At 61.8% G+C, this 18,519-nt stretch carries 17 protein-coding genes and 1 riboswitch; of the genes, 12 read left to right on the top strand and 5 right to left on the bottom strand.

Annotated elements, in window-relative coordinates; translation table 11 throughout:
• The 7 genes from cydD to OIU37_RS32985 all read left to right on the top strand — a co-directional run bounded on the left by cydD (nt 1) and on the right by OIU37_RS32985 (nt 7,246).
• The gene (gene cydD, locus OIU37_RS33015) at nt 1-1,746 is read left to right on the top strand and encodes a thiol reductant ABC exporter subunit CydD (RefSeq protein WP_264259905.1); all 1,746 of its coding nucleotides are present in this window, start codon (nt 1-3) and stop codon (nt 1,744-1,746) included.
• Nucleotides 1,743-3,434, top strand: a complete 1,692-nt coding sequence (locus OIU37_RS33010) for an amino acid ABC transporter ATP-binding/permease protein (RefSeq protein ID WP_264259904.1) — start codon at nt 1,743-1,745, stop codon at nt 3,432-3,434. Before cydD ends, OIU37_RS33010 begins: the two co-directional genes overlap by 4 nt.
• 76 nt (nt 3,435-3,510) lie before the next feature.
• A complete protein-coding gene (locus OIU37_RS33005; protein WP_264259903.1) occupies nt 3,511-5,091 on the top strand; it encodes a cytochrome ubiquinol oxidase subunit I in 1,581 nt (526 codons plus the stop codon).
• A gap of 5 nt (nt 5,092-5,096) precedes the next feature.
• Nucleotides 5,097-6,251: a cytochrome d ubiquinol oxidase subunit II gene (cydB, locus tag OIU37_RS33000; RefSeq protein ID WP_264259902.1), complete on the top strand. Its 1,155-nt coding sequence runs from the start codon at nt 5,097-5,099 to the stop codon at nt 6,249-6,251.
• Nucleotides 6,252-6,349: 98 nt separating this feature from the next.
• A complete protein-coding gene (gene cydX / locus OIU37_RS32995; RefSeq protein ID WP_024320108.1) occupies nt 6,350-6,472 on the top strand; it encodes a cytochrome bd-I oxidase subunit CydX in 123 nt (40 codons plus the stop codon).
• A 160-nt stretch (nt 6,473-6,632) separates the two neighbouring features.
• Complete coding sequence (locus OIU37_RS32990) at nt 6,633-6,911, top strand: CopG family ribbon-helix-helix protein (protein WP_171605188.1); 279 nt, start codon at nt 6,633-6,635, stop codon at nt 6,909-6,911.
• On the top strand, nt 6,911-7,246 hold the full coding sequence (locus OIU37_RS32985) for a type II toxin-antitoxin system RelE/ParE family toxin (protein ID WP_264259901.1): 336 nt from the start codon (nt 6,911-6,913) through the stop codon (nt 7,244-7,246). The genes OIU37_RS32990 and OIU37_RS32985 overlap by 1 nt, the downstream gene beginning before the upstream one ends.
• 79 nt (nt 7,247-7,325) lie before the next feature.
• On the opposite strand, the gene OIU37_RS32980 is transcribed toward OIU37_RS32985, so the two are convergent.
• The 5 genes from OIU37_RS32980 to OIU37_RS32960 form a co-directional block, all read right to left on the bottom strand.
• Entirely contained in the window at nt 7,326-9,329 is a 2,004-nt protein-coding gene (locus tag OIU37_RS32980; RefSeq protein ID WP_264259900.1) for an aldo/keto reductase, read from the bottom strand.
• Between the two features lie 36 nt (nt 9,330-9,365).
• Nucleotides 9,366-10,448, bottom strand: a complete 1,083-nt coding sequence (locus tag OIU37_RS32975) for an ABC transporter ATP-binding protein (RefSeq protein ID WP_264259899.1) — start codon at nt 10,446-10,448, stop codon at nt 9,366-9,368.
• A 12-nt stretch (nt 10,449-10,460) separates the two neighbouring features.
• Nucleotides 10,461-11,297 (bottom strand): carbohydrate ABC transporter permease, encoded by an 837-nt coding sequence (locus OIU37_RS32970; RefSeq protein WP_011649800.1) that lies wholly within the window; start codon nt 11,295-11,297, stop codon nt 10,461-10,463.
• Nucleotides 11,294-12,154, bottom strand: a complete 861-nt coding sequence (locus OIU37_RS32965) for a carbohydrate ABC transporter permease (protein ID WP_129416998.1) — start codon at nt 12,152-12,154, stop codon at nt 11,294-11,296. Before OIU37_RS32965 ends, OIU37_RS32970 begins: the two co-directional genes overlap by 4 nt.
• A gap of 87 nt (nt 12,155-12,241) precedes the next feature.
• A complete protein-coding gene (locus tag OIU37_RS32960; protein WP_168307807.1) occupies nt 12,242-13,516 on the bottom strand; it encodes an extracellular solute-binding protein in 1,275 nt (424 codons plus the stop codon).
• An 86-nt stretch (nt 13,517-13,602) separates the two neighbouring features.
• Between OIU37_RS32960 and OIU37_RS32955 the strand changes: the two genes are divergently transcribed.
• The 5 genes from OIU37_RS32955 to OIU37_RS32935 all read left to right on the top strand — a co-directional run bounded on the left by OIU37_RS32955 (nt 13,603) and on the right by OIU37_RS32935 (nt 18,507).
• Complete coding sequence (locus tag OIU37_RS32955; RefSeq protein WP_168307808.1) at nt 13,603-14,520, top strand: helix-turn-helix domain-containing protein; 918 nt, start codon at nt 13,603-13,605, stop codon at nt 14,518-14,520.
• 201 nt (nt 14,521-14,721) lie between these two features.
• Nucleotides 14,722-14,830: riboswitch (guanidine-I (ykkC/yxkD leader) on the top strand.
• 74 nt (nt 14,831-14,904) lie between these two features.
• The gene (locus OIU37_RS32950; protein WP_264259898.1) at nt 14,905-15,978 is read left to right on the top strand and encodes a putative urea ABC transporter substrate-binding protein; all 1,074 of its coding nucleotides are present in this window, start codon (nt 14,905-14,907) and stop codon (nt 15,976-15,978) included.
• A 65-nt stretch (nt 15,979-16,043) separates the two neighbouring features.
• A complete protein-coding gene (locus OIU37_RS32945) occupies nt 16,044-16,862 on the top strand; it encodes an ABC transporter permease (RefSeq protein ID WP_264259897.1) in 819 nt (272 codons plus the stop codon).
• Nucleotides 16,859-17,689 (top strand): ABC transporter ATP-binding protein, encoded by an 831-nt coding sequence (locus tag OIU37_RS32940; protein WP_264259896.1) that lies wholly within the window; start codon nt 16,859-16,861, stop codon nt 17,687-17,689. The genes OIU37_RS32945 and OIU37_RS32940 overlap by 4 nt, the downstream gene beginning before the upstream one ends.
• Complete coding sequence (locus OIU37_RS32935) at nt 17,686-18,507, top strand: urea amidolyase associated protein UAAP1 (RefSeq protein WP_264259895.1); 822 nt, start codon at nt 17,686-17,688, stop codon at nt 18,505-18,507. The genes OIU37_RS32940 and OIU37_RS32935 overlap by 4 nt, the downstream gene beginning before the upstream one ends.
• Nucleotides 18,508-18,519 lie beyond the last annotated feature (12 nt).

Raw genomic sequence — 18,519 nt, 5'->3', positions numbered from 1 at the left:
ATGGGCACTGCTTTCTTCGACGCGAAGGACGGACAAGAGGCCGAGCCGTTGCCGGACGGCGATACAGTCTCGCCTGTCACCGACCCAGGTGATGCGAAAGGCGGGCTGCGCAGAGCGGCGATGCTGCAGGCGCTGGCCGCTGCCGTCTGGATCCCGCAGGCCGGGTTGCTGGCCATCTCGGTCGGCCGCATCGCCGATGGCGGTGGATTGCATGACGTTGTCTGGCCAGCCCTCGGCATCCTCGCCTTCGGATTTGCAAGAAGCTGTCTTGACGCGGCCGGCGGCCGCCTGGCTTTTCAAGCCGCCCGCGCCGAACTCAGCCGCAGGCGGCAGATCGCCGTCGCGGCAGTATCCATGTCATCGCCGGTCGACCGCGGCCGGCCCGCCTCCGGCAAGGCAGCAAGTGTCATTGGCGAACAGGCCGAACTGATCGTGTCTTACCTCGCCCGTTTTCAGCCGGCGCGCATGAAGGCGAGCTTCGTGCCGCTCGTCATCCTTGCCTTTATCCTTCCGGTCTCCTGGATCGCCGCTTTGGTTTTGCTATTCGCCGCGCCATTGATCCCGATCTTCATGGCGCTGATCGGCTGGCGTGCTCAGGCGGCCAGCGAAAGGCAGCTGGTTGCGACCGGCGGCCTCAACGGCTTCCTGCTCGATCGGCTGCGCGGACTGGCGACCATCCGCGCGCTCGACGCCGTGGATACAACCGCCCTGCGGCTGCGCTTGGAAGCGGAGTCGCTGCGTGCGCGCACCATGGCGGTGCTGAAGATCGCCTTTCTGTCCTCGGCGGTGCTCGAGCTTTTCGCAGCCCTTGGCGTGGCGATGATTGCCGTCTATGTCGGTTTCAGCCTGCTCGGCGAGATCCGCTTCGGCACCTGGGTAGGCCGGCTCGATCTGACCGAGGGACTGTTCATACTGCTGCTGGCGCCGGCCTTCTTCGAGCCGCTGCGCGAACTTTCGGCCGTCTGGCACGATCGGGCAGCCGGCGAAGCGGCGCTGAAAGCCCTGGACGCCCTCGCTGCCGGCGGTCTGTCAATCCGAGGAGCAGCCGACGTCGCGCCAGCGGTATCTGCCGTCGCCGAAGCGCCGGCCATTCGTCTTAAAAATGTTGATTTCCGTTACAACACCGACGAACCGTTGATCCTCGACGACTTCAACCTCGATATCGCGGAGGGCGAACATCTGGCGCTTCTTGGCGCCAGTGGTTCTGGCAAGTCGACTCTTCTTTCGCTCATATCAGGGCTGGCGCCCTGTACCGGCGGACGCATCGTCATCGGCGGCATCGAACTTGCGGATGACACCGCCCATGCCTTGCGCGCTAACATGGCATGGATCGGCCAAAGACCGCATATTTTCGCAGGCACCATCGCCGGCAATATCGCGCTCGGCAGGCCTGGTATCCTGCGCGGCGACGTGACGGATGCGCTCGACGCCGCCAGGCTCGGAAAAGTCGCAGCCGCCTATGGCAACCGGCCGCTCGGCGAAGGCGGAATCGGACTTTCCGGCGGCGAGGCGCTGCGGCTGGCGATCGCGCGGGCCGCCTGCAATCCGCATCTGCGGATCATCCTCGCCGACGAGCCGACCGCGCATCTCGATGCCGCCACCGCCGCCGAGGTGACCGAGAACCTGCTTTCGCTCGCCAGGGGCCGCACTTTGATCGTTGCGACCCACGATCCGCTGCTTGCCGCCCGCATGCATCGCATCATTCGCGTCGATAGCGACATCGTTATGAGGGAGGCCGCCGAATGAGCACATTTGCTGCCGACCTCAAGCCGATCCTGCGCCTGTTCCTTGCCGAGCGCCGGCGTGCGCTGCTGCTCGGCGCAGCACTTTCGGCGGCGACGGTGACGGCCGGCATTGCGCTGCTCGGCCTGTCCGGCTGGTTCATCACCGCCACTTCGCTCGCCGGCCTTTCGGCCGCTGCCGCCATCACCTTCGACGTTTTTGCGCCGTCAGCCGGCATCCGCCTGCTCGCCATCGTCCGTACGGCCGCGCGCTACGGCGAAAGGCTTGCGACCCATGACGCAACGCTCGGCGTGCTCGCCGCCTTGCGCGAAAGGCTGTTTCGCGGTTTTGCCGAACCGAGTGCTGCCCGCGCGCTGTCACATCGTCCCGCACGGCTGCTCTTCCGGCTGACGGCCGATATCGATGCGCTCGATTCCCTCTACTTGCGCATCCTCGTGCCGGCTGCCGTCGCGATCGGTGCAGCGCTGGCGGCAAGCCTCGTGCTGGGGCTGATGCATCCCGTGTTCGGCTTGTGCTTCGGCCTTTTTCTCGCCGGTGCCGGCCTCGGCTTGCCGTCGATCGCTGGCCGGGCGGCGCGCAAACACGCCCGCCAACGTGCCCATGGCATCGAGGCGCTGCGGTCGCGGACGATCGATCTCGTCGCCGGTCAGACCGATCTGCTGATGGCCGGCCGGCTTGCCGCACAGAGGGAGACGATTGCCGCGGCAGACCAATACTGCGCCCGCGCCGACGACCGGCTGAACCGTGTCGAGACCGGCCTGACATTCGGCTTCGGCCTCGTATCCACCCTGCTGCTCACGGCATCACTGCTTGCCGTCGCGGCACTTGCGGAAACGAAGGTGATTACCGCTCCTGTCGCCGCACTCGGCCTGCTCGTCGCCTTTGCGGCAGTCGAACCCTTCGCAGCGCTGCGCCGTGGCGCCTTGGAACTTGGGCGGACGCTGCTTGCTGCAAGGCGCATCGCGCCGCAGCTTGCCGTCGCGGCGGCACCCGAACCATTGGCGGCGCCGTTGCCGGGATGCGCTTTTTCGCTGGTGAAAGTGTCGGCCTTCCATGAAAACTCCGCCGTGCCGGCGCTCCAGGGCATCGAGCTTGCGCTTGCAAAAGGCGAACACCTGGCCGTGATTGGCAGCAGCGGCGCCGGCAAGTCGAGCCTGCTTGCTCTCCTTTCCGGCGAATTGCCAGCAAGGACCGGAAATGTTGCCGCGATGACGGCGACGCTGCTCACGCAACGGACAGAACTTTTCGAGGACAGCCTGCGCGGCAACCTGCTCCTTGCGAACCCGGATGCGAGTGAGGCTCGTCTTCGCGAGGCGCTCGCTGCCGCCGGCCTGCTTGCCGATGTCGAGGCCATGCCGCGGGGGATCGATACGCCGCTCGGCGAAGGCGGGCTCGGACTTTCCGGCGGCCAGTCGCGCCGGCTGACGCTTGCCCGGCTCTTCCTGCGCGATACGCCGCTCTGGCTGCTCGATGAGCCGACCGAGGGACTTGACGGCATCGCCGCTCGCGACGTGCTCCTCCGGCTGTCGGCCATGGCGGCGGGCCGCTCGCTGGTGATCGCCACGCATATCCGCCGGGAGGCGGCGATCGCAGACCGCATCGCCGTCATCGAAGGCGGTCGCATCACAGAAATTTCGCGCCGCGGAGAGGCGGCGTTCGAAAAGGCGCTCGACCGGCTTCGGCCGGACTGAGCAAGACTGCATGCCCTCACGCGTCGGTCGGCGCTGAGGAACGCCCTGTACCCCGTGGGACCGTGGGAGAAAGACAATGGAACTAGATATCGTCGCGTTATCGCGCTTCCAATTTGCGCTGACGGCGCTTTACCACTTTCTATTCGTGCCCTTGACGCTCGGTCTGTCCGTGCTCTTGGCGATCATGGAAACCGTCTATGTGATGACCGGCCGCCAGATCTGGCGGCAGATGGCGAAATTCTGGGGCACGCTGTTCGGCATCAACTTCGTGCTCGGCGTTGCCACCGGCATCGTCATGGAATTCCAGTTCGGCATGAACTGGAGCTATTACAGCTATTATGTCGGCGACATTTTCGGTGCGCCGCTGGCGATCGAAGGCCTGATGGCCTTCTTCCTCGAGGCGACCTTCGTCGGCCTGTTCTTCTTCGGCTGGGACAAGCTGTCGAAGGTCGGCCATCTGGTCGCCACCTGGGCTGTGGCGCTCGGTTCGAATTTTTCCGCCCTCTGGATCCTGATCGCCAATGGCTGGATGCAGAACCCCGTGGGATCGGCGCTCAATCCGCAGACGATGCGCATGGAGATCACAAGCTTCTTCGACGTGGTCTTCAACCCGGTTGCCCAGGCAAAATTCGTCCACACGGTATCGGCGGGATACGTCTGCGCCTCGATCTTCGTGCTTGGCGTTTCTGCCTGGTATGTGCTGAAGGGCCGGCATATCGAGCTTGCCAAGCGCTCGATGACGGTCGCGGCCTCCTTCGGCCTCGCCTCGGCTCTATCAGTCGTCGTCCTTGGCGACGAGAGCGGTTATCTCGCCACCGAAAACCAGAAGATGAAGCTCGCCGCGATCGAGGGCATGTGGAAGACGGAACCGGCGCCGGCGGCGTTCACCGCCTTCGGCTTCCCCGACCAGGAGGCGCGCGAAACGCATTTTACCGTGCACATTCCCTGGGTCATGGGCCTGATCGGCACGCGGTCGCTGACGACCGAAATCCCCGGCATCGACAAGCTCGAACAGCAGGCCGAAACCCGCATTCGCGACGGCATCAATGCCTACGACGCTCTGATGCAGATCCGTTCGGCGCCGGCACAAGATCAGGTTGCTCAGGAAGTGCGCACCTCCTTCGAGGATCTCGGCCATGATCTCGGTTATGCTCTTCTTCTGAAGCGCTATGTCGACGATCCGCGTCAGGCGACCGAGGAACAGATCGTTCAGGCCGCACGCGATACGATCCCGCACGTGCCGACGCTCTTCTGGTCTTTCCGCATCATGGTCGGTCTCGGTATCTTCTTCATCCTGCTGACCGCCACCTTCTTCTGGCTGTCGGCGCGCCGACATCTCGACAAGTATCCGCTGCTTCTGCAGATCGCCGTGCTGGCGATCCCCCTGCCCTGGGTCGCGATCGAACTCGGCTGGATCGTCGCCGAGTTCGGCCGCCAGCCCTGGGTGATCGAAGGCGTTCTGCCGACGGCAGCCGCCGTCTCCAGCCTCGGCGCCGGCACCGTGCTTCTGACCATCATCGGTTTTGCGGCGATCTACACGACGCTGATCGTCATCGAGATGAGCCTGATGATCAAGGCGATCAAGCAAGGACCGGAGCCGGACGACGAGCCGGAGGCGATTCTGATTTCCGAAACCCTCGTCCCGGCCGCGGAGTGACTGCCATGATCCTTCACGAACTCATCGACTATGAAACGCTGCGTCTCATCTGGTGGCTGCTGCTCGGCGTCCTGCTGATCGCTTTTGCAACGACGGGCGGCTTCGATCTCGGTGTCGGCACGCTTCTGCCATTCGTTGCCCGGACCGATACGGAACGGCGCGTGGCGATCAACACTATCGGCGCCACCTGGGAAGGCAACCAGGTCTGGCTGATCCTCGGCGGCGGCGCCATCTTCGCCGCCTGGCCGCCGCTTTATGCGGTCTCCTTCTCGGGCTTCTATCTGGCGATGTTCGCGATCCTCTTCGCGCTCATCCTGCGCCCGGTCGGTTTCAAATATCGGTCGAAGCGGGAAAGCGCCAATTGGCGCAACGGCTGGGACTGGGCGCTCTTTGTCGGCGGCTTCGTGCCGTCGCTGATCTTCGGCGTTGCTGTCGGCAACGTGCTGCAGGGCGTGCCCTTCCGCTTCGCCGACGATATGCGGATCTTCTACGAAGGTTCGTTCTTCGCCCTTCTCAACCCCTATGCGCTGCTCTGCGGCCTGCTTTCCGTCGCCATGCTGACGATGCACGGTGCGGCCTGGCTGGTGCTGAAGGCGAGCGGCCCGGTTGCCGAACGTGCCAGAAGTTATGGCAGCATCGCCGCTCTTGCGACCATCGTGCTTTTCGCGCTCGGCGGCCTCTTCCTTTGGATCGGCGTCGGCGGTTATCGCATCACCAGCGATATCAGCCCAATCGGCCCTTCCAATCCGCTGCTGAAAACCGTGGCGCTGGAGGAGGGCGCATGGTTCGCCAACTACAGCGCCCATTCGTGGATGATCATCGCGCCCGTCCTCGGCTTCGTCGGCGCGGCATTGGCCTTCATTGCCATGCGGGCAAAACGCGAGGTCATGACGCTGCTCTTCAGCAAGGTCGCAATCTTCGGGATCATCTCGACGGTCGGCCTCTCGATGTTCCCGTTCATCCTGCCCTCCTCGCTTGATCCGCGATCGAGCCTGACGGTCTGGGATGCATCCTCCAGCCACATGACGCTGTTCATCATGCTTATTGTGACGGTCATCTTCCTGCCGATCATCTTTGCCTACACAGCCTGGGTCTACAAGGTTCTGTGGGGCAAGGTCGACGAGAAATCCATCACCGACAAGAACAGCCACGCCTACTAGAGCGGTTCAGTAACCGCTCTAACCTTTTATTTTTACGCAATTCCGGACGGAAAACCGCTTCGCACTTTTCCTGGAATTGCTCTGAGGGAGACAAAACGATGTGGTATTTTGCATGGATGCTCGGCCTGCCGCTCGCCGCCGCCTTCGCCGTTCTCAACGCCATGTGGTATGAGCTGATGGACGACGCAGCCAGGAAGAAGGCTTCCGAGCCGCGCAAGTAGAATGTAAGGGGCGCGGCTCAAACCGCGCCGGAATGGGCGGCATCGCCCTTCCCGGAGATGGTGCAGCTGAAGCTGATCGCGCCACCGCGAGGGTCACGGCGCCTTGACTTCGTCGGGGTTTGGGTTACGGTGTAATTCGCTGTATTACGGAGCGATAATTATGCTGAACAGTGAAAAATCTCAAGTTTCTCTGAGACTGCCGACGTCGCTGGTTTCGGAGTTTGATCGTATCGCCGCAATTCTCGAACGTGATCGTACCTGGGTAATGCAGAAGGCGCTCAGTCAATATCTTGCAATTGAAGGGGCCGAAATCCTTGCAGATGCTCAAGGCCTTGATGAACTGGATCGAGGGGACAGCGTCGATCTGGAGGACGTGCTAGAGAAGGCTCGGGCAATCGTCGATGCCGCCGAATATCGACGCCGTATGCGGGTGCGTTGATGCCTCGCGTTCGCCTTTCCAAAAGTGCAGAACGCTGGTTTTTGAGCAGGATTGCCGAACTCGCAGAGGTTAACCCAGCCGCGGCAAAGAAACTCGTTGAACGCCTGGAAAGGCAAAGAGAACTTCTTTCATCGTTTCCCCAAACGACCGAAAGGGGAATCCTGGAAGGAACGCGCAAGGTAAGTATGCCTCCCTTGGTGCTCACAATTCGCTCGCGAGACGGTATTGTTGAAATTGCGGCAATCAGAGATGCACGGCAGAAGGATGCTTACGCTCCAGTCGAGATGCTGTCCGTAGACGACGATGATGAAATCCACCATGCGAAACACCCCTGATAACCGAGGTTACAAGGGGTGTTGATGAAGCAATGGCTAAGAGGGCTGGCGGCTCGCACCGCGCCCCTTGCCTGTCTCGTCAGCCTTCAAGCCACTTCACCTGCTCAGGCGTCAGCTTGATGTCGAGCGCCGAGAGGCTGTCTTCCAATTCGGCGACGGTGCGCGGACCGATCAGCGGAATGACCGGGAAAGGCTGGGCGATCACATAGGCAAGTGCGATGTGGATCGGATTGCGGCCGAGCTTGTTGGCAAGCTCGATAGCGCGGTCGCGGCGTCCGAAGTTGCGCTCGGAATACCAGACCCGCACGATCTCCTCATCGTCCCGTTTGTCCCGGCCGGCGCGGTCGGTAAAGAAGCCGCGGCCCTGGCTCGACCAGGCAAAGTTCGGGATCTGCTTCTCGTTCAGCCATTTCTTCCAATCGTCATCGGAAGCGGCAACGCAGCCGGCCCAGATCGGGTCGAGCATCTCGGCGAGCGAGAAGTTGTTGGAAAGTGCCGCTGGCGCCGTCTTGCCGGTCTTTTCGGCATAGGCGATCGCTTCGTCGAAGCGGCCCCGCGTCCAGTTCGAGCCACCGAATATGCCACGGATGCGTCCGCGCTTGACCTCGGCATCCATGGCATCGACGAACTCGCCGACGGGCACGTCGGTATTGTCGCGATGCATGAAATAGATGTCGACATAGTCAGTCTTCAGCCGGGCAAGCGACTGGTCGAGCTGCTTTGCGATCATATCGGGATAGCAGAGCGGCGAATGAGCGCCCTTGCCGATCAGCACGATCTCGTCGCGCGGCACCTTGCGGCTCGTGTGCCAGTCGCCGAAGATCGCCTCCGTCTTGCCGCCGCCATAGACATAGGCCGTGTCGAAGGTATTGCCTCCGGCTTCGTAGAAAGCGTCGAGCGTCAGCGAAGCCGAAGCGAAGTTCGGGAAGAACTCGAAGCCGAGTGTGACGACCGAGGCGGGCTTGGAAATGCCGGGAATCTGACGCTGCGGAACGCTGTTGCCACGCGCGACCGTTCCGCCGGCAATGTTTGCCGTGCGTTTGCTGGCTTTCTCAACACCGTATTCGAGCCCGACTGAGGCGCGCCACTGGTCGAGTACCCTGAGGTTTCCGATCGAATCTGCCCAGCTCATGCCGGGAGAGCTGAATTCCGTCTTACCGGCGCGGATCGCATCACCCGCCGCGTCGGCCTCGAAGGAATAGAGCCAGCGGTCTTCTTTGACCTCGACGGTCTCGCGACTGCCGCCCTTGAAGATCTCGATCTTGCCGACGCCGCCCTTGTGGCCGGAGGCAAACCAGAAGTCCTGGACCTCGATCCGGCCTTCCGAGCCGATGATGCGTAGCACATTGTCCTGATTCGCCATGATCGAGCAGGAGACTTCGGCGATGATCTCGTTCGGGAACTTCAGCACGGCAGAGGCCCATTCATCGACGCCGCTCTCTCCGAGATGGGCGACGCCCGATACCTTCTCCGGTTCGAGGAAGGCCTTGCCCTCTGCGGCGCCGGCGATCAGCCGGGCCATCGAGACCGGATAACCGCCGACATCGAGAATGCCGCCGCCGGCAGTATCATTGGCGAAAAGCCGGTGTTCCGGCCTATAGCTGCCCATGTTGAAGCCGAAGCTCGAGCGGATGATGCGGACGTTACCGATGACGCCGCTTTTAACGAGCTCGACCAGTTTTTCCGTTTGCGGATGTACGCGGTACATGAAGGCCTCACCGGCAAAGACGCCGGCCTTCTTGGCTTCGTAATAAACGGCTTCGGCATCATAGGCCGAAAGCGCGATCGGCTTTTCCACCAGGATATGCTTGCCGGCGCGCGCGGCCTTGATCGCCCATTCGGCGTGGCCGGTATGGGGCACGGAAATATAGACCGCATCGACCTCGGGGTCGGAAAGCAGCGCCTCGTAGCCGTTGACGATACGGGCGCCGGGGAAGTTTTCCTGAAGTCCCGGTTTGGAAGGATTGCGCGTGGCGATCGCCACCAGTTTGCCGGTACGCGAATGGGCGACGCCATCGGCAAAGGTGCGGGCGATGGTGCCGGGGCCGATGATGCCCCAGCGGATCGGTTGATCGGAAGTCATGGAAACCTCTTTCGTCTTTCTGCCTTGGGATTGCGTTTAGCGAAGCCGTTTGCCGGCGCCGTCGAAAAGGAATGTGCGGTTGGCGGGAAGGCCGACTGTCAGCGTTTCGCGATTGCCGGCGACGCGCGATTCCGGCCGCTCGATGATCAGTTGCTCGGGGCCAATGGTGGCGTAGATGTAACTGGTATTGCCGAGGTGTTCGGCGACGTCGATGGTGACGGTGAGGTCGGAATCGCCCGTGCCCGCATCGACGAAATGTTCGGGACGGATGCCCAGCGTCACTTTTGCGCCGGCTTCGATGGGATCGGCGACCGGCAGCGTCAGGCGGGTATTGGCGTCACTTTCCAGTGCGATCACCGCCCTGCCCGGCTGCGTCTCAACCACCACGGCCTTGAGGAAATTCATCTTCGGCGAGCCGACGAAGCCGGCGACGAACTGATTGGCGGGATCATCGTAGAGGTCGAGCGGTGCGCCGATCTGCTCGATATTGCCGGCGCGCAGCACGACGATCCTGTCGGCGAGCGTCATCGCTTCCGTCTGGTCGTGGGTGACGTAGATCATCGTCGTCCCCAGCTGTTTGTGCAGCCTGGAGATTTCGACGCGCATCTGCACCCGCAGTTCGGCGTCGAGGTTCGACAAAGGTTCGTCGAACAGAAAGACCTGTGGTTCGCGCACGATGGCGCGGCCGATCGCGACACGCTGGCGCTGCCCCCCGGAAAGCTGCTTCGGCCGCCGCGTCATCAACTCGGTAATCTGCAGGATCTCGGCGACATGGCGCACGCGCCGCTCGGTGTCGGCCTTCGGATTGCCGTTCATGCGCAGGCCGAAGCTCAAATTTTCCTCGACGGTCAGATGCGGATAGAGCGCATAGGACTGGAAGACCATGGCGATGCCGCGATCGGCCGGCTCGACATCGTTGACGACCCTGCCGCCTATCTGAAGCTCGCCTGAAGTAATGTCCTCGAGGCCGGCGATCATTCTGAGCAGCGTGGACTTGCCGCAGCCGGAGGGGCCGACGAAGACAACGAATTCGCCGTCCTTCACCTCCAGATTGGCGCCGTGGATGATCTCAAAGCCGCCGAAGCGCTTGACGATGTTGCTGAGTGAAAGCTCTGCCATGCAGCCTCCCGATTATTTAATTGCGCCGGCCGCGATGCCGGCGATGAAATGGCGCTGAAGAGCCACGAAGATGACGAGGATCGGCGCCGTCAGCAGCACCGCGCCAGCCATGATGCCGCCCCAGGAAACTTTGGTGAGGCCGATCAGCGTTCCCAATGCCACAGGCGCCGTCATCATCCCCGGTCTGGAATTGATCAGCAGCGGCCAGAGGTAATTGTTCCACGAGTGCAGGAAGAGAATGATCGCCAATGCCGCCATGGTCGGGCGTGCCAGCGGCAAGGCGATGCGCAGGAAGATCTGCCATTCCTTGACGCCCTCGACCCGGGCCGCATCGAAGAGTTCGCCCGGCATCATCGAGAAGGATTGCCGCATGAACAGCACGCCGAGCGAATTGAATAGCGGCGGCACGATCAGAGCCACCCAGGTGTTTGCCAGCTTGAACTCGCGCGCCACCATGATGAATTGCGGGATGACGACCACGGAGAAGGGAAGCGTGATCGTGCCGAGGATGATGGCGATGACGACGGAGCGGCCGACGAAACGGTAACGTGCCAGTGCCCAGCCGGCCATTGAGGTCAGCAGCACCGAGAGCACTGTATAGATGAGCGCCACGCCGATGGAGATCACCATTGCTCCGATGAAATCGGTATCGGCCTGCAGGTTTTTGAAATTCTCGACGAAGTTGGTCGATGGCCACAGCACGATGTCAGGGCTGAAGATGCCGTTGTCGGGCATTGTCGAGAAGACAAACATCATCCAGAGCGGAAACAGCCAGATCAGTGCCAGCGGTGCCAGTGCGGCATGCAACGCGATCTGGCGCAGCAGAAGGGATTGCGATTTGGATTTCATTTCGGATCCCTCCCGACCCAGAGATTGAGAAGCGAGATCGCCACGGCAAGGGCGGCCATCGTATAGGCGATCGCCGAGGCATAGCCGAAGTTCAGCGAGGTGAAGCCCTGGCGATAAAGCAGCAGGCCGAGCGTCTCGGTGCCGCCGCCGGGACCGCCACGATTGGTGATCAGGAAGGGCTCGGTGAAGAGCTGCATGGTGCCGATCACAGAAAGAACCACGCAGAAGAGGATGATCGGTTTCAGCAGCGGCAGGGTGATATGAAAGAATTGCTGGACCTTGCTCACCCGGTCGAGGGTCGCTGCCTCGTAGACATCATCGGGAATCGACTGCAGGCCGGCGAGGATGATGATGGCGTTGTAGCCGGCCCAGCGCCATGTGACGGCGAGGATGATCAGCGCCATGGCGGCATTCGCATTGTCGAACCAGGAGACCGGGCTGAGACCGACGGCCGAGATCAGCTTGTTGATGATGCCGAAATCGAGGCTGAACATCAGCCGAAATACCGCGGCATAGGCGACTTCGCCGACGACGACAGGGGCAAAGAAGGCGAAGCGGAAGAGCGGGCGCGCTTTCAGCAGTGGCGAATTGAGCATTACGGCCATAACGGTCGCAAGCGCGATCATGACGGGCACCTGGATCACCAGGATGATCAGCGTGTTGTAGAGGGCATTGTAGAAGGCCGGGTCGTAAAAGAGCCGGCCCCAATTGGCCTGGAAACTATATTTCCACGGGTTGATGCGGGTGTTCTGAAAGGAAATCAGGAACGAATTGATGATCGGCCAGACCCAGAAGGTGGCAAAGACCAGCAGATATGGGGCGAGGAACGCATAGGCGCTCCGGGTTCTGAACGGCATCGAGCCTCCTCCTCACAAAACCAACGAATGACCAGCCGCCTTGCGGCGGACGGAGAGCCGGGCGCGTCAAGCGCCCGGCTTCGTCATTCACTGCGCGATCGGAAGGCCGGTCGCCGAAGCGATCTGGTTGGCGGCATCGTCGAGAGCCGCCTTCGCATCGGGATAGCCGCCGGAGAAGAACTTCGTCTGCGTCGCCTTGAAGATGGCTTCGGCATCGCTTTGGAAGGCGGTGCCGCGGCTCGGCACGATCTTCGGCAGCGTCGCGAGGATATCGGCCCAGACCTTCTGACCGCCCCAATAGGGCTGCGCTTCGTTGACAAAGGGATCTTGTACGGCCGAGAGCAACGATGGCACCAGACCGAATTCCTTCAGCATCGTAACCTGGCCCTCGTTCGTGCCGAGGGCGTAGTTGACGAATTTCCAGGCCGCTTCCTTATTTGCGGAGGTCGCCGAAATAGCGAGCGACGAACCGCCGAGATTGGCGGCATGCGGGCCATCGGCCGTCAGGCTCGGCATCTTGTAGACGCCCCACTTGCCCTTGAGATCGGGCGAGGTCGAGCGAACGGTTCCCTCGTACCAGCCGCCATACAGTTGGCTCGCGGCTTTGCCGGCGGTATTGGCCTGGATCTTTTCGTCCCAATTGGCTGCCGTCAGCGTGCCGGCATCCTTCATTTCCTTCACCTTTTGCAGCGAGGAGACGCAGGCCGGCTGGTTAATGGTGATGGACTGGCCGTCGGTCGAGTAATAGCCGCAGCCCTGCTCGTTGGCGATCATGCGAAACCATTCGCTGTCGCCGTTAAAGTCGGCCTGCGCCATGACGACGCCGGGATTGGCGGCGGAAATCTTTTTGCCTGCAGCGATGAAATCGTCCCAGGTGCTGATGGTGCTCGGATCCACGCCGGCCTTTTCGTAGAGATCGCGGCGGTAGAAGACGGCGACAGGACCGGAATCCCACGGCATGGCATAGGCGACATCGCCGACTTCAAGCTCGGTGCGCTTGAATTCGGGGAATTTCGCCTGGATCTCGGGTGTGTAACCGAGCTCTTTCAGATTGGCGAAGCAATCGGGAAAACGGCTCCAGAAGATTTCAGCTTCGAAATTCTCGATGCTGACGATGTCGGGCAAGCCGTCGCCGCCGGCGGCGCAGGCCGCGAGCGTCTTATCGAAGACCTGGGCGTTGCCAAGGTCCTCGACGGTGATCTTGATATCGGGAAACTGTTTGTTGAAGCCTGGAAGCGTGGATTTCAATGCCGACGCGGCGACATTCCAGCTCCAGATGGTGAGATTGGCCGACTGCGCGAATGCGGAGCCGGAAGCAAGCACTGCGACAGCTGCGGTCGCAGCGAGAAGTTTGAAGCGCATTGAAAATCCTCCCTTTTCAATTGCCGATCTTTCACGAACGCGGTTAGACTATCTGCAAGGGAGCGGGTGTCTCCTAAAAAGGGAATATGAATTTGGCGGAAAGTAAGGTCGGCACACGTGCAATCTATCAGCCCGGCGCGAGCAGCATTGAGGGATTGCCAACGGCGCTGCAGATGTTCCATGCCCATCCGCCCGTCATGGCCATGCCGCACTGGCACGCGCAGGTCGAGGTCAACTATGTGATGCGCGGCACCGTGCATTACCGGATGAGCGATCACGAATTCCGGCTGAACGCCGGCGAAATGTGCCTCTTCTGGGGTGGTCAGCCGCACCAAATGGACGAATCCTCAGACGATTCGCTCTATGCCGGCGCCCATCTGCCGCTCGTCTATTTCTTCCGGTTGCGCCTGCCGATCGGTATTTCCAGCCGGCTGATGAAGGGTGAGACGCTGGTGACCTCGGCAACGGATGCCGCCGACAACGAGAACTTTACCCGCTGGTTCCGCTATGCCAATTCCGGCGATTCCGCCAAGGCCCAGCACGCCGTCGACGAGTTGCTGCTGCGCATCGAGCGGATCGCGCTCGAACCCTATTCGATGACGTCGCAGGCGATCGTCAATCTCGAAGGGGATCACCCGCATCCGCATTCCTCGCGCAGCGTCGCGCGCATGTGCGATTTCATCGCCGCCAATTTCCTGCAAGACATCGATTCGGTCGATATCGCCCGCGCAGCCGACCTGCATCCGAAATATGCGATGAACCTGTTCAAGCGATCGACTGGCATGACGCTCAGCAAATATGTGACGCTGCTACGGCTGTCGCGCGCCCAGGCGATGCTGATGAGCGAAGGCGCCAACGTGCTGCAGGTGGCGATGGACAGCGGCTTCGGCTCGATCAGCGCCTTCAACAAATCCTTCCGCCACATCGCCGGCATGTCGCCATCGAATTTCCGCCGCGATATCCGACTGGTAACGACGATCCCCTCCGGCACCTTCCGGAACTAGCCGCAATTCGGCGTTTGCGTCCTCTGCCGGTTGCTTGTTCTTAAACTGGGCAAAAAAGAACCAGCGCCTAAGCCGGCGGCAGAATGCGCACATTTTCTGGGCAAGTGCATGCACTATACATCCTCAAGCGAATAGAGGCCATCGCCCTCTCAACGAAATCAATGATTTATAATTTGGCACGCACTTTGCTTCGATAGTTGCAGAGTTGGTGGCTAGGGTTCCGGCGTCGCAAGGCGTGGCTGGTCCGAGAGCTGCCACCGGTAGGGGAGACATCCCGCCGGGTGCACGGCGGGACAAAAGCCCGGGAGACCTCGTAAGCCAAGGGATTGGCGGCACGATGGTCATTGCCGATCCCTTTTGAAGAAAAGCAAAAGGGGAATTTCAATGCAGACTTTTTCGAAAATCCTATCGATTACCGCCCTGACGGCGTCCCTGGCGCTCGGGCTCGGCTCCATCGCCAAGGCCGAACAGAAGACCGATTTCAAGGTCGCCTGGTCGATCTATGTCGGCTGGATGCCATGGGGTTACGCTGCCGATCACGGCATCGTCAAGAAATGGGCCGACAAATACGGCATCAAGATCGAGGTCACCCAGTTCAACGACTACGTCGAATCGATGAACCAGTATACCGCCGGCGCCTTCGATGCCGTGACGCTGACCAATATGGACGGCCTGTCGATCCCGGCTGCCGGCGGCGTCGATACGACAGCCGTCATTGTCGGCGACTTCTCGAACGGCAATGATGCCGTCATTCTCAAGGACAAGGCGAGCCTTGCCGACGTCAAGGGACAAAACGTCAATCTCGTCGAATTTTCCGTCTCGCACTATCTGCTGGCCCGCGCGCTCGAAAGCATCAAGATAACCGAGCGCGACGTGAAGGTGGTCAACACCTCCGATGCGGATATGGTCGCAGCCTACAAGACGGCTGACGTGACCGCAGTCGTCACCTGGAACCCGCTGGTCTCGACCATCCTCGAGGACCCTACGGCCAAAAAGGTCTTCGACAGCTCGCAAGTGCCGGGCGAGATCATCGACCTGATGGTCGCCAATACCGGTGTGCTGAAGGACAATCCGAACTTCGGCAAGGCGCTCGCCGGCATCTGGTATGAGACCGCAGCACTGCTGACTGCCGACAGTGCCGACGGCAAGGCTGCCCGCGAGGCAATGGGCTCGGCATCCGGTACTGATCTGAAAGGCTACGAATCCCAGCTTGCCGTCACAAAGCTTTTCGACAAGCCGGCCGACGCCGTTGCCTTCACCGCCTCAGACGGCCTGCCGAAGACGATGGATCTCGTTCGTAACTTCCTGTTCGAAAAGGGCCTGCTCGGCAATGGCGCGCCATCGGCCGACGTTATCGGCATCGAAATGCCTGACGGCAAGGTTCTCGGCGACAGCGGCAACGTCAAGCTGCGCTTTACCGAGACCTACATGAAGGCGGCCGCCGACGGTTCGCTCTAAGCGATGTCCAAGCAGCGGTGCGGCCTTGACTGCACCGCCCACACTTCATCAGCGGAGCTTTCCTCATGCGCTGGATCAACACGAGGCCGAGCCGAGGCGCGCAGCTTGCCTTGACGCTGCTGCCCTTCGTGCTGCTGATCGTTGCCTATACTTTCGGCTCGGCGGCACGGCTGGCGGAAAATGCCAACGACAAGCTGCTGCCCGGTCTTGCCGGATTTGCCGATGCGGTCGACCGCATGGCCTTCATCGCCGATCCGCGCACCGGTCAATACCTGCTCTGGTCCGATACGGGTGCGAGCCTGGTCCGCCTGTTCGCCGGCCTTGGCATCTCCACGATCACCGCGCTCGTCATCGGCATGCTGATCGGCATGCTGCCTTATCTCCGGGCGCTGCTCTCCCCTTTCGTTGCGGTCATTTCCATGGTGCCGCCGCTGGCGCTGCTGCCAATCCTCTTCATCGCCATGGGGCTTGGCGAAGCCTCGAAGATCGCGCTCATCGTCATCGGCGTTGCGCCGACGATGATCCGCGACCTTGCGCTGAAGGCGCTGGAGCTGCCGCGTGAGCAGATCGTCAAGGCTGAAACGCTCGGCGGCTCCTCCTGGCAGATCGGCCTTCGTGTCGTGCTGCCGCAGATCCTGCCACGGCTGATCACCTGCCTCAGGCTTCAGCTCGGTCCTGCCTGGCTGTTCCTGATCGCCGCCGAAGCGATCTCGTCGGATTCCGGCCTCGGCTACCGCATATTCCTCGTCCGCCGCTATCTCTCGATGGACGTCATCTTTCCCTATGTCGTCTGGATCACGCTGCTCGCCGTGATCATGAATTATATCCTCGATCAGATCCGCATCGCCGTCTTCCCCTGGTCGGAGCTGGAGAAGCAGGCATGAGCGAACTGGTGATCGAAAAGGTCTGGAAGGAATATGGCGACCAGATCGTGCTTGAGGACGTGTCGCTGACCGTCGCCTCGCGCGCCTTCGTCGCGCTTGTCGGCCCGTCCGGCTGCGGCAAGTCGACGTTCCTGCGCATGCTGCTTGGCCAGGAGCGGCCAACGCGCGGCACGATCCGGCTCGACGGCGAAGCTCTGCCGCAGGAGCCGGGGCCGGATCGCGGCGTCGTCTTCCAGCGCTATTCCGTCTTCCCGCATCTGACCGTCCTTGGCAATGTGCTGCTTGGGCGGGAACTCTCAACGTCTCGCTATAAAGCCAAGCTTTTCGGCGCTGCTCGTCGCAACGCCGTCGACGAAGCCCGGCGACTGATCGGCGAGGTCGGCCTTTCCGGCGCCGAGGGCAAATATCCGGCGCAACTATCAGGCGGCATGCAGCAGCGCCTGGCGCTGGCCCAGGCGCTGATCATGAAGCCGAAGGTGCTGCTGCTCGATGAGCCCTTTGGCGCACTCGACCCCGGCATTCGCGCCGAGATCCACACGTTGATGAAGCGGCTCTGGCACGAAACCCAGATGACCGTCGTCATGGTGACGCACGATATGCGTGAGGCCTTCACGCTGGCGACGCGCGTCGTCGCCTTCGAGCGTCGGCGTGACCGCCCGGAGGAAAAGGAGCGCTACGGCGCGACGATTACCAAGGACATCTCCATCTGGCCGCCGAGGCTTGCCGGCGCGCCCACCATCTTCAGCCCCGACCGGGACGGCCCGGTCATTTCTCTGGGCCTTCGCCGGGACGACCCGGCTTCCAGTCCGTCAGGAGAAAAATCATGATGCATGTCAGACGTTCGCCCGAAGAGATCGCCGCCAACCGGCAGCGTTATGAGGAACATCAGAGGAAGGGGCTGGAATTTGCGCCGAAGGCCTTGCCGGCGCCAAGCCCCCTGCCCGCCCCCGCAATCGATGCGGCTGCGATCATCCATCAGGAGACCATCCCCGGCGGCTGGTACTGGTCGACTGCGCTGAAGCGCGGCGAGGCGCTCCGCATCGATCAGGGCGAAGGCGGATCGACCGTGGCGCTCGTCGCCTGGAACGCCACTGACACGAGCGAAAGGCTCAATCTCGTCGATACGGTCAAGGTGCAGTGGACGACGGCCCTCGGCAGGGGGCGCGTCATCTTCTCGGATATGGGCCGGGTGATGTTTTCGTTGATCGAGGATAGCTCCGGCGCCCATGACTGCCTGATGGGTGGCTCGACGGCAGCTTCGAACGCCGCAAAATATCCTGGCGTCAAGACCCGCAACACCCGCGACAATCTCGTGCTCGTCGCCGGCAAGCTTGGTCTTACCAGACGCGATATTCCTGCGATTCTCAATCTCTTCGCCCCCGTCCGCGTCGACGATGACGGCGGCTTCCATTGGCGCGGCAAGCTTTCCAACAGCGGCGATTATGCTGAGCTGCGCGCCGAGATGGACATGATCGTCGGCCTTTCCAATTGCCCGCATCCGCTTGATCCCGACCCGGTCTATGCGCCGAAGCCGGTGATCGTCACGCGCTTTCGCGCGGCGGCACCCGCAGCCGACGATCTCTCGCGCACGGCGACCGCCGAAGCCCTTCGCGGCTTCGAGAACAACGCCTCGATGCTGGCCTGAGGAGGGATGGCG

Origin of the sequence: Rhizobium sp. BT-226, assembly GCF_025847085.2 — a bacterium.
In the GTDB taxonomy this organism is placed as follows: Bacteria; Pseudomonadota; Alphaproteobacteria; order Rhizobiales; family Rhizobiaceae; genus Rhizobium; species Rhizobium sophorae.
Note: the sequence above shows the minus strand (reverse complement) of the source record. Positions and strands in the feature narration are given on the sequence as shown.

Excerpts from the sequence above, each read along its gene's own strand:
- cydB (WP_264259902.1), top strand. The coding sequence starts at position 5,097 with ATGATCCTTCACGAACTCATCGACTATGAAACGCTGCGTCTCATCTGG.
- OIU37_RS32990 (WP_171605188.1), top strand. The coding sequence starts at position 6,633 with ATGCTGAACAGTGAAAAATCTCAAGTTTCTCTGAGACTGCCGACGTCG.
- OIU37_RS33010 (WP_264259904.1), top strand. The coding sequence starts at position 1,743 with ATGAGCACATTTGCTGCCGACCTCAAGCCGATCCTGCGCCTGTTCCTT.
- OIU37_RS32940 (WP_264259896.1), top strand. The coding sequence starts at position 16,859 with ATGAGCGAACTGGTGATCGAAAAGGTCTGGAAGGAATATGGCGACCAG.
- OIU37_RS32960 (WP_168307807.1), bottom strand. The coding sequence starts at position 13,516 with ATGCGCTTCAAACTTCTCGCTGCGACCGCAGCTGTCGCAGTGCTTGCT.
- OIU37_RS32945 (WP_264259897.1), top strand. The coding sequence starts at position 16,044 with ATGCGCTGGATCAACACGAGGCCGAGCCGAGGCGCGCAGCTTGCCTTG.
- OIU37_RS32935 (WP_264259895.1), top strand. The coding sequence starts at position 17,686 with ATGATGCATGTCAGACGTTCGCCCGAAGAGATCGCCGCCAACCGGCAG.
- cydX (WP_024320108.1), top strand. The coding sequence starts at position 6,350 with ATGTGGTATTTTGCATGGATGCTCGGCCTGCCGCTCGCCGCCGCCTTC.
- OIU37_RS32980 (WP_264259900.1), bottom strand. The coding sequence starts at position 9,329 with ATGACTTCCGATCAACCGATCCGCTGGGGCATCATCGGCCCCGGCACC.
- OIU37_RS32975 (WP_264259899.1), bottom strand. The coding sequence starts at position 10,448 with ATGGCAGAGCTTTCACTCAGCAACATCGTCAAGCGCTTCGGCGGCTTT.
- cydD (WP_264259905.1), top strand. The coding sequence starts at position 1 with ATGGGCACTGCTTTCTTCGACGCGAAGGACGGACAAGAGGCCGAGCCG.
- OIU37_RS32965 (WP_129416998.1), bottom strand. The coding sequence starts at position 12,154 with ATGCCGTTCAGAACCCGGAGCGCCTATGCGTTCCTCGCCCCATATCTG.
- OIU37_RS32950 (WP_264259898.1), top strand. The coding sequence starts at position 14,905 with ATGCAGACTTTTTCGAAAATCCTATCGATTACCGCCCTGACGGCGTCC.
- OIU37_RS33005 (WP_264259903.1), top strand. The coding sequence starts at position 3,511 with ATGGAACTAGATATCGTCGCGTTATCGCGCTTCCAATTTGCGCTGACG.
- OIU37_RS32970 (WP_011649800.1), bottom strand. The coding sequence starts at position 11,297 with ATGAAATCCAAATCGCAATCCCTTCTGCTGCGCCAGATCGCGTTGCAT.
- OIU37_RS32985 (WP_264259901.1), top strand. The coding sequence starts at position 6,911 with ATGCCTCGCGTTCGCCTTTCCAAAAGTGCAGAACGCTGGTTTTTGAGC.
- OIU37_RS32955 (WP_168307808.1), top strand. The coding sequence starts at position 13,603 with ATGAATTTGGCGGAAAGTAAGGTCGGCACACGTGCAATCTATCAGCCC.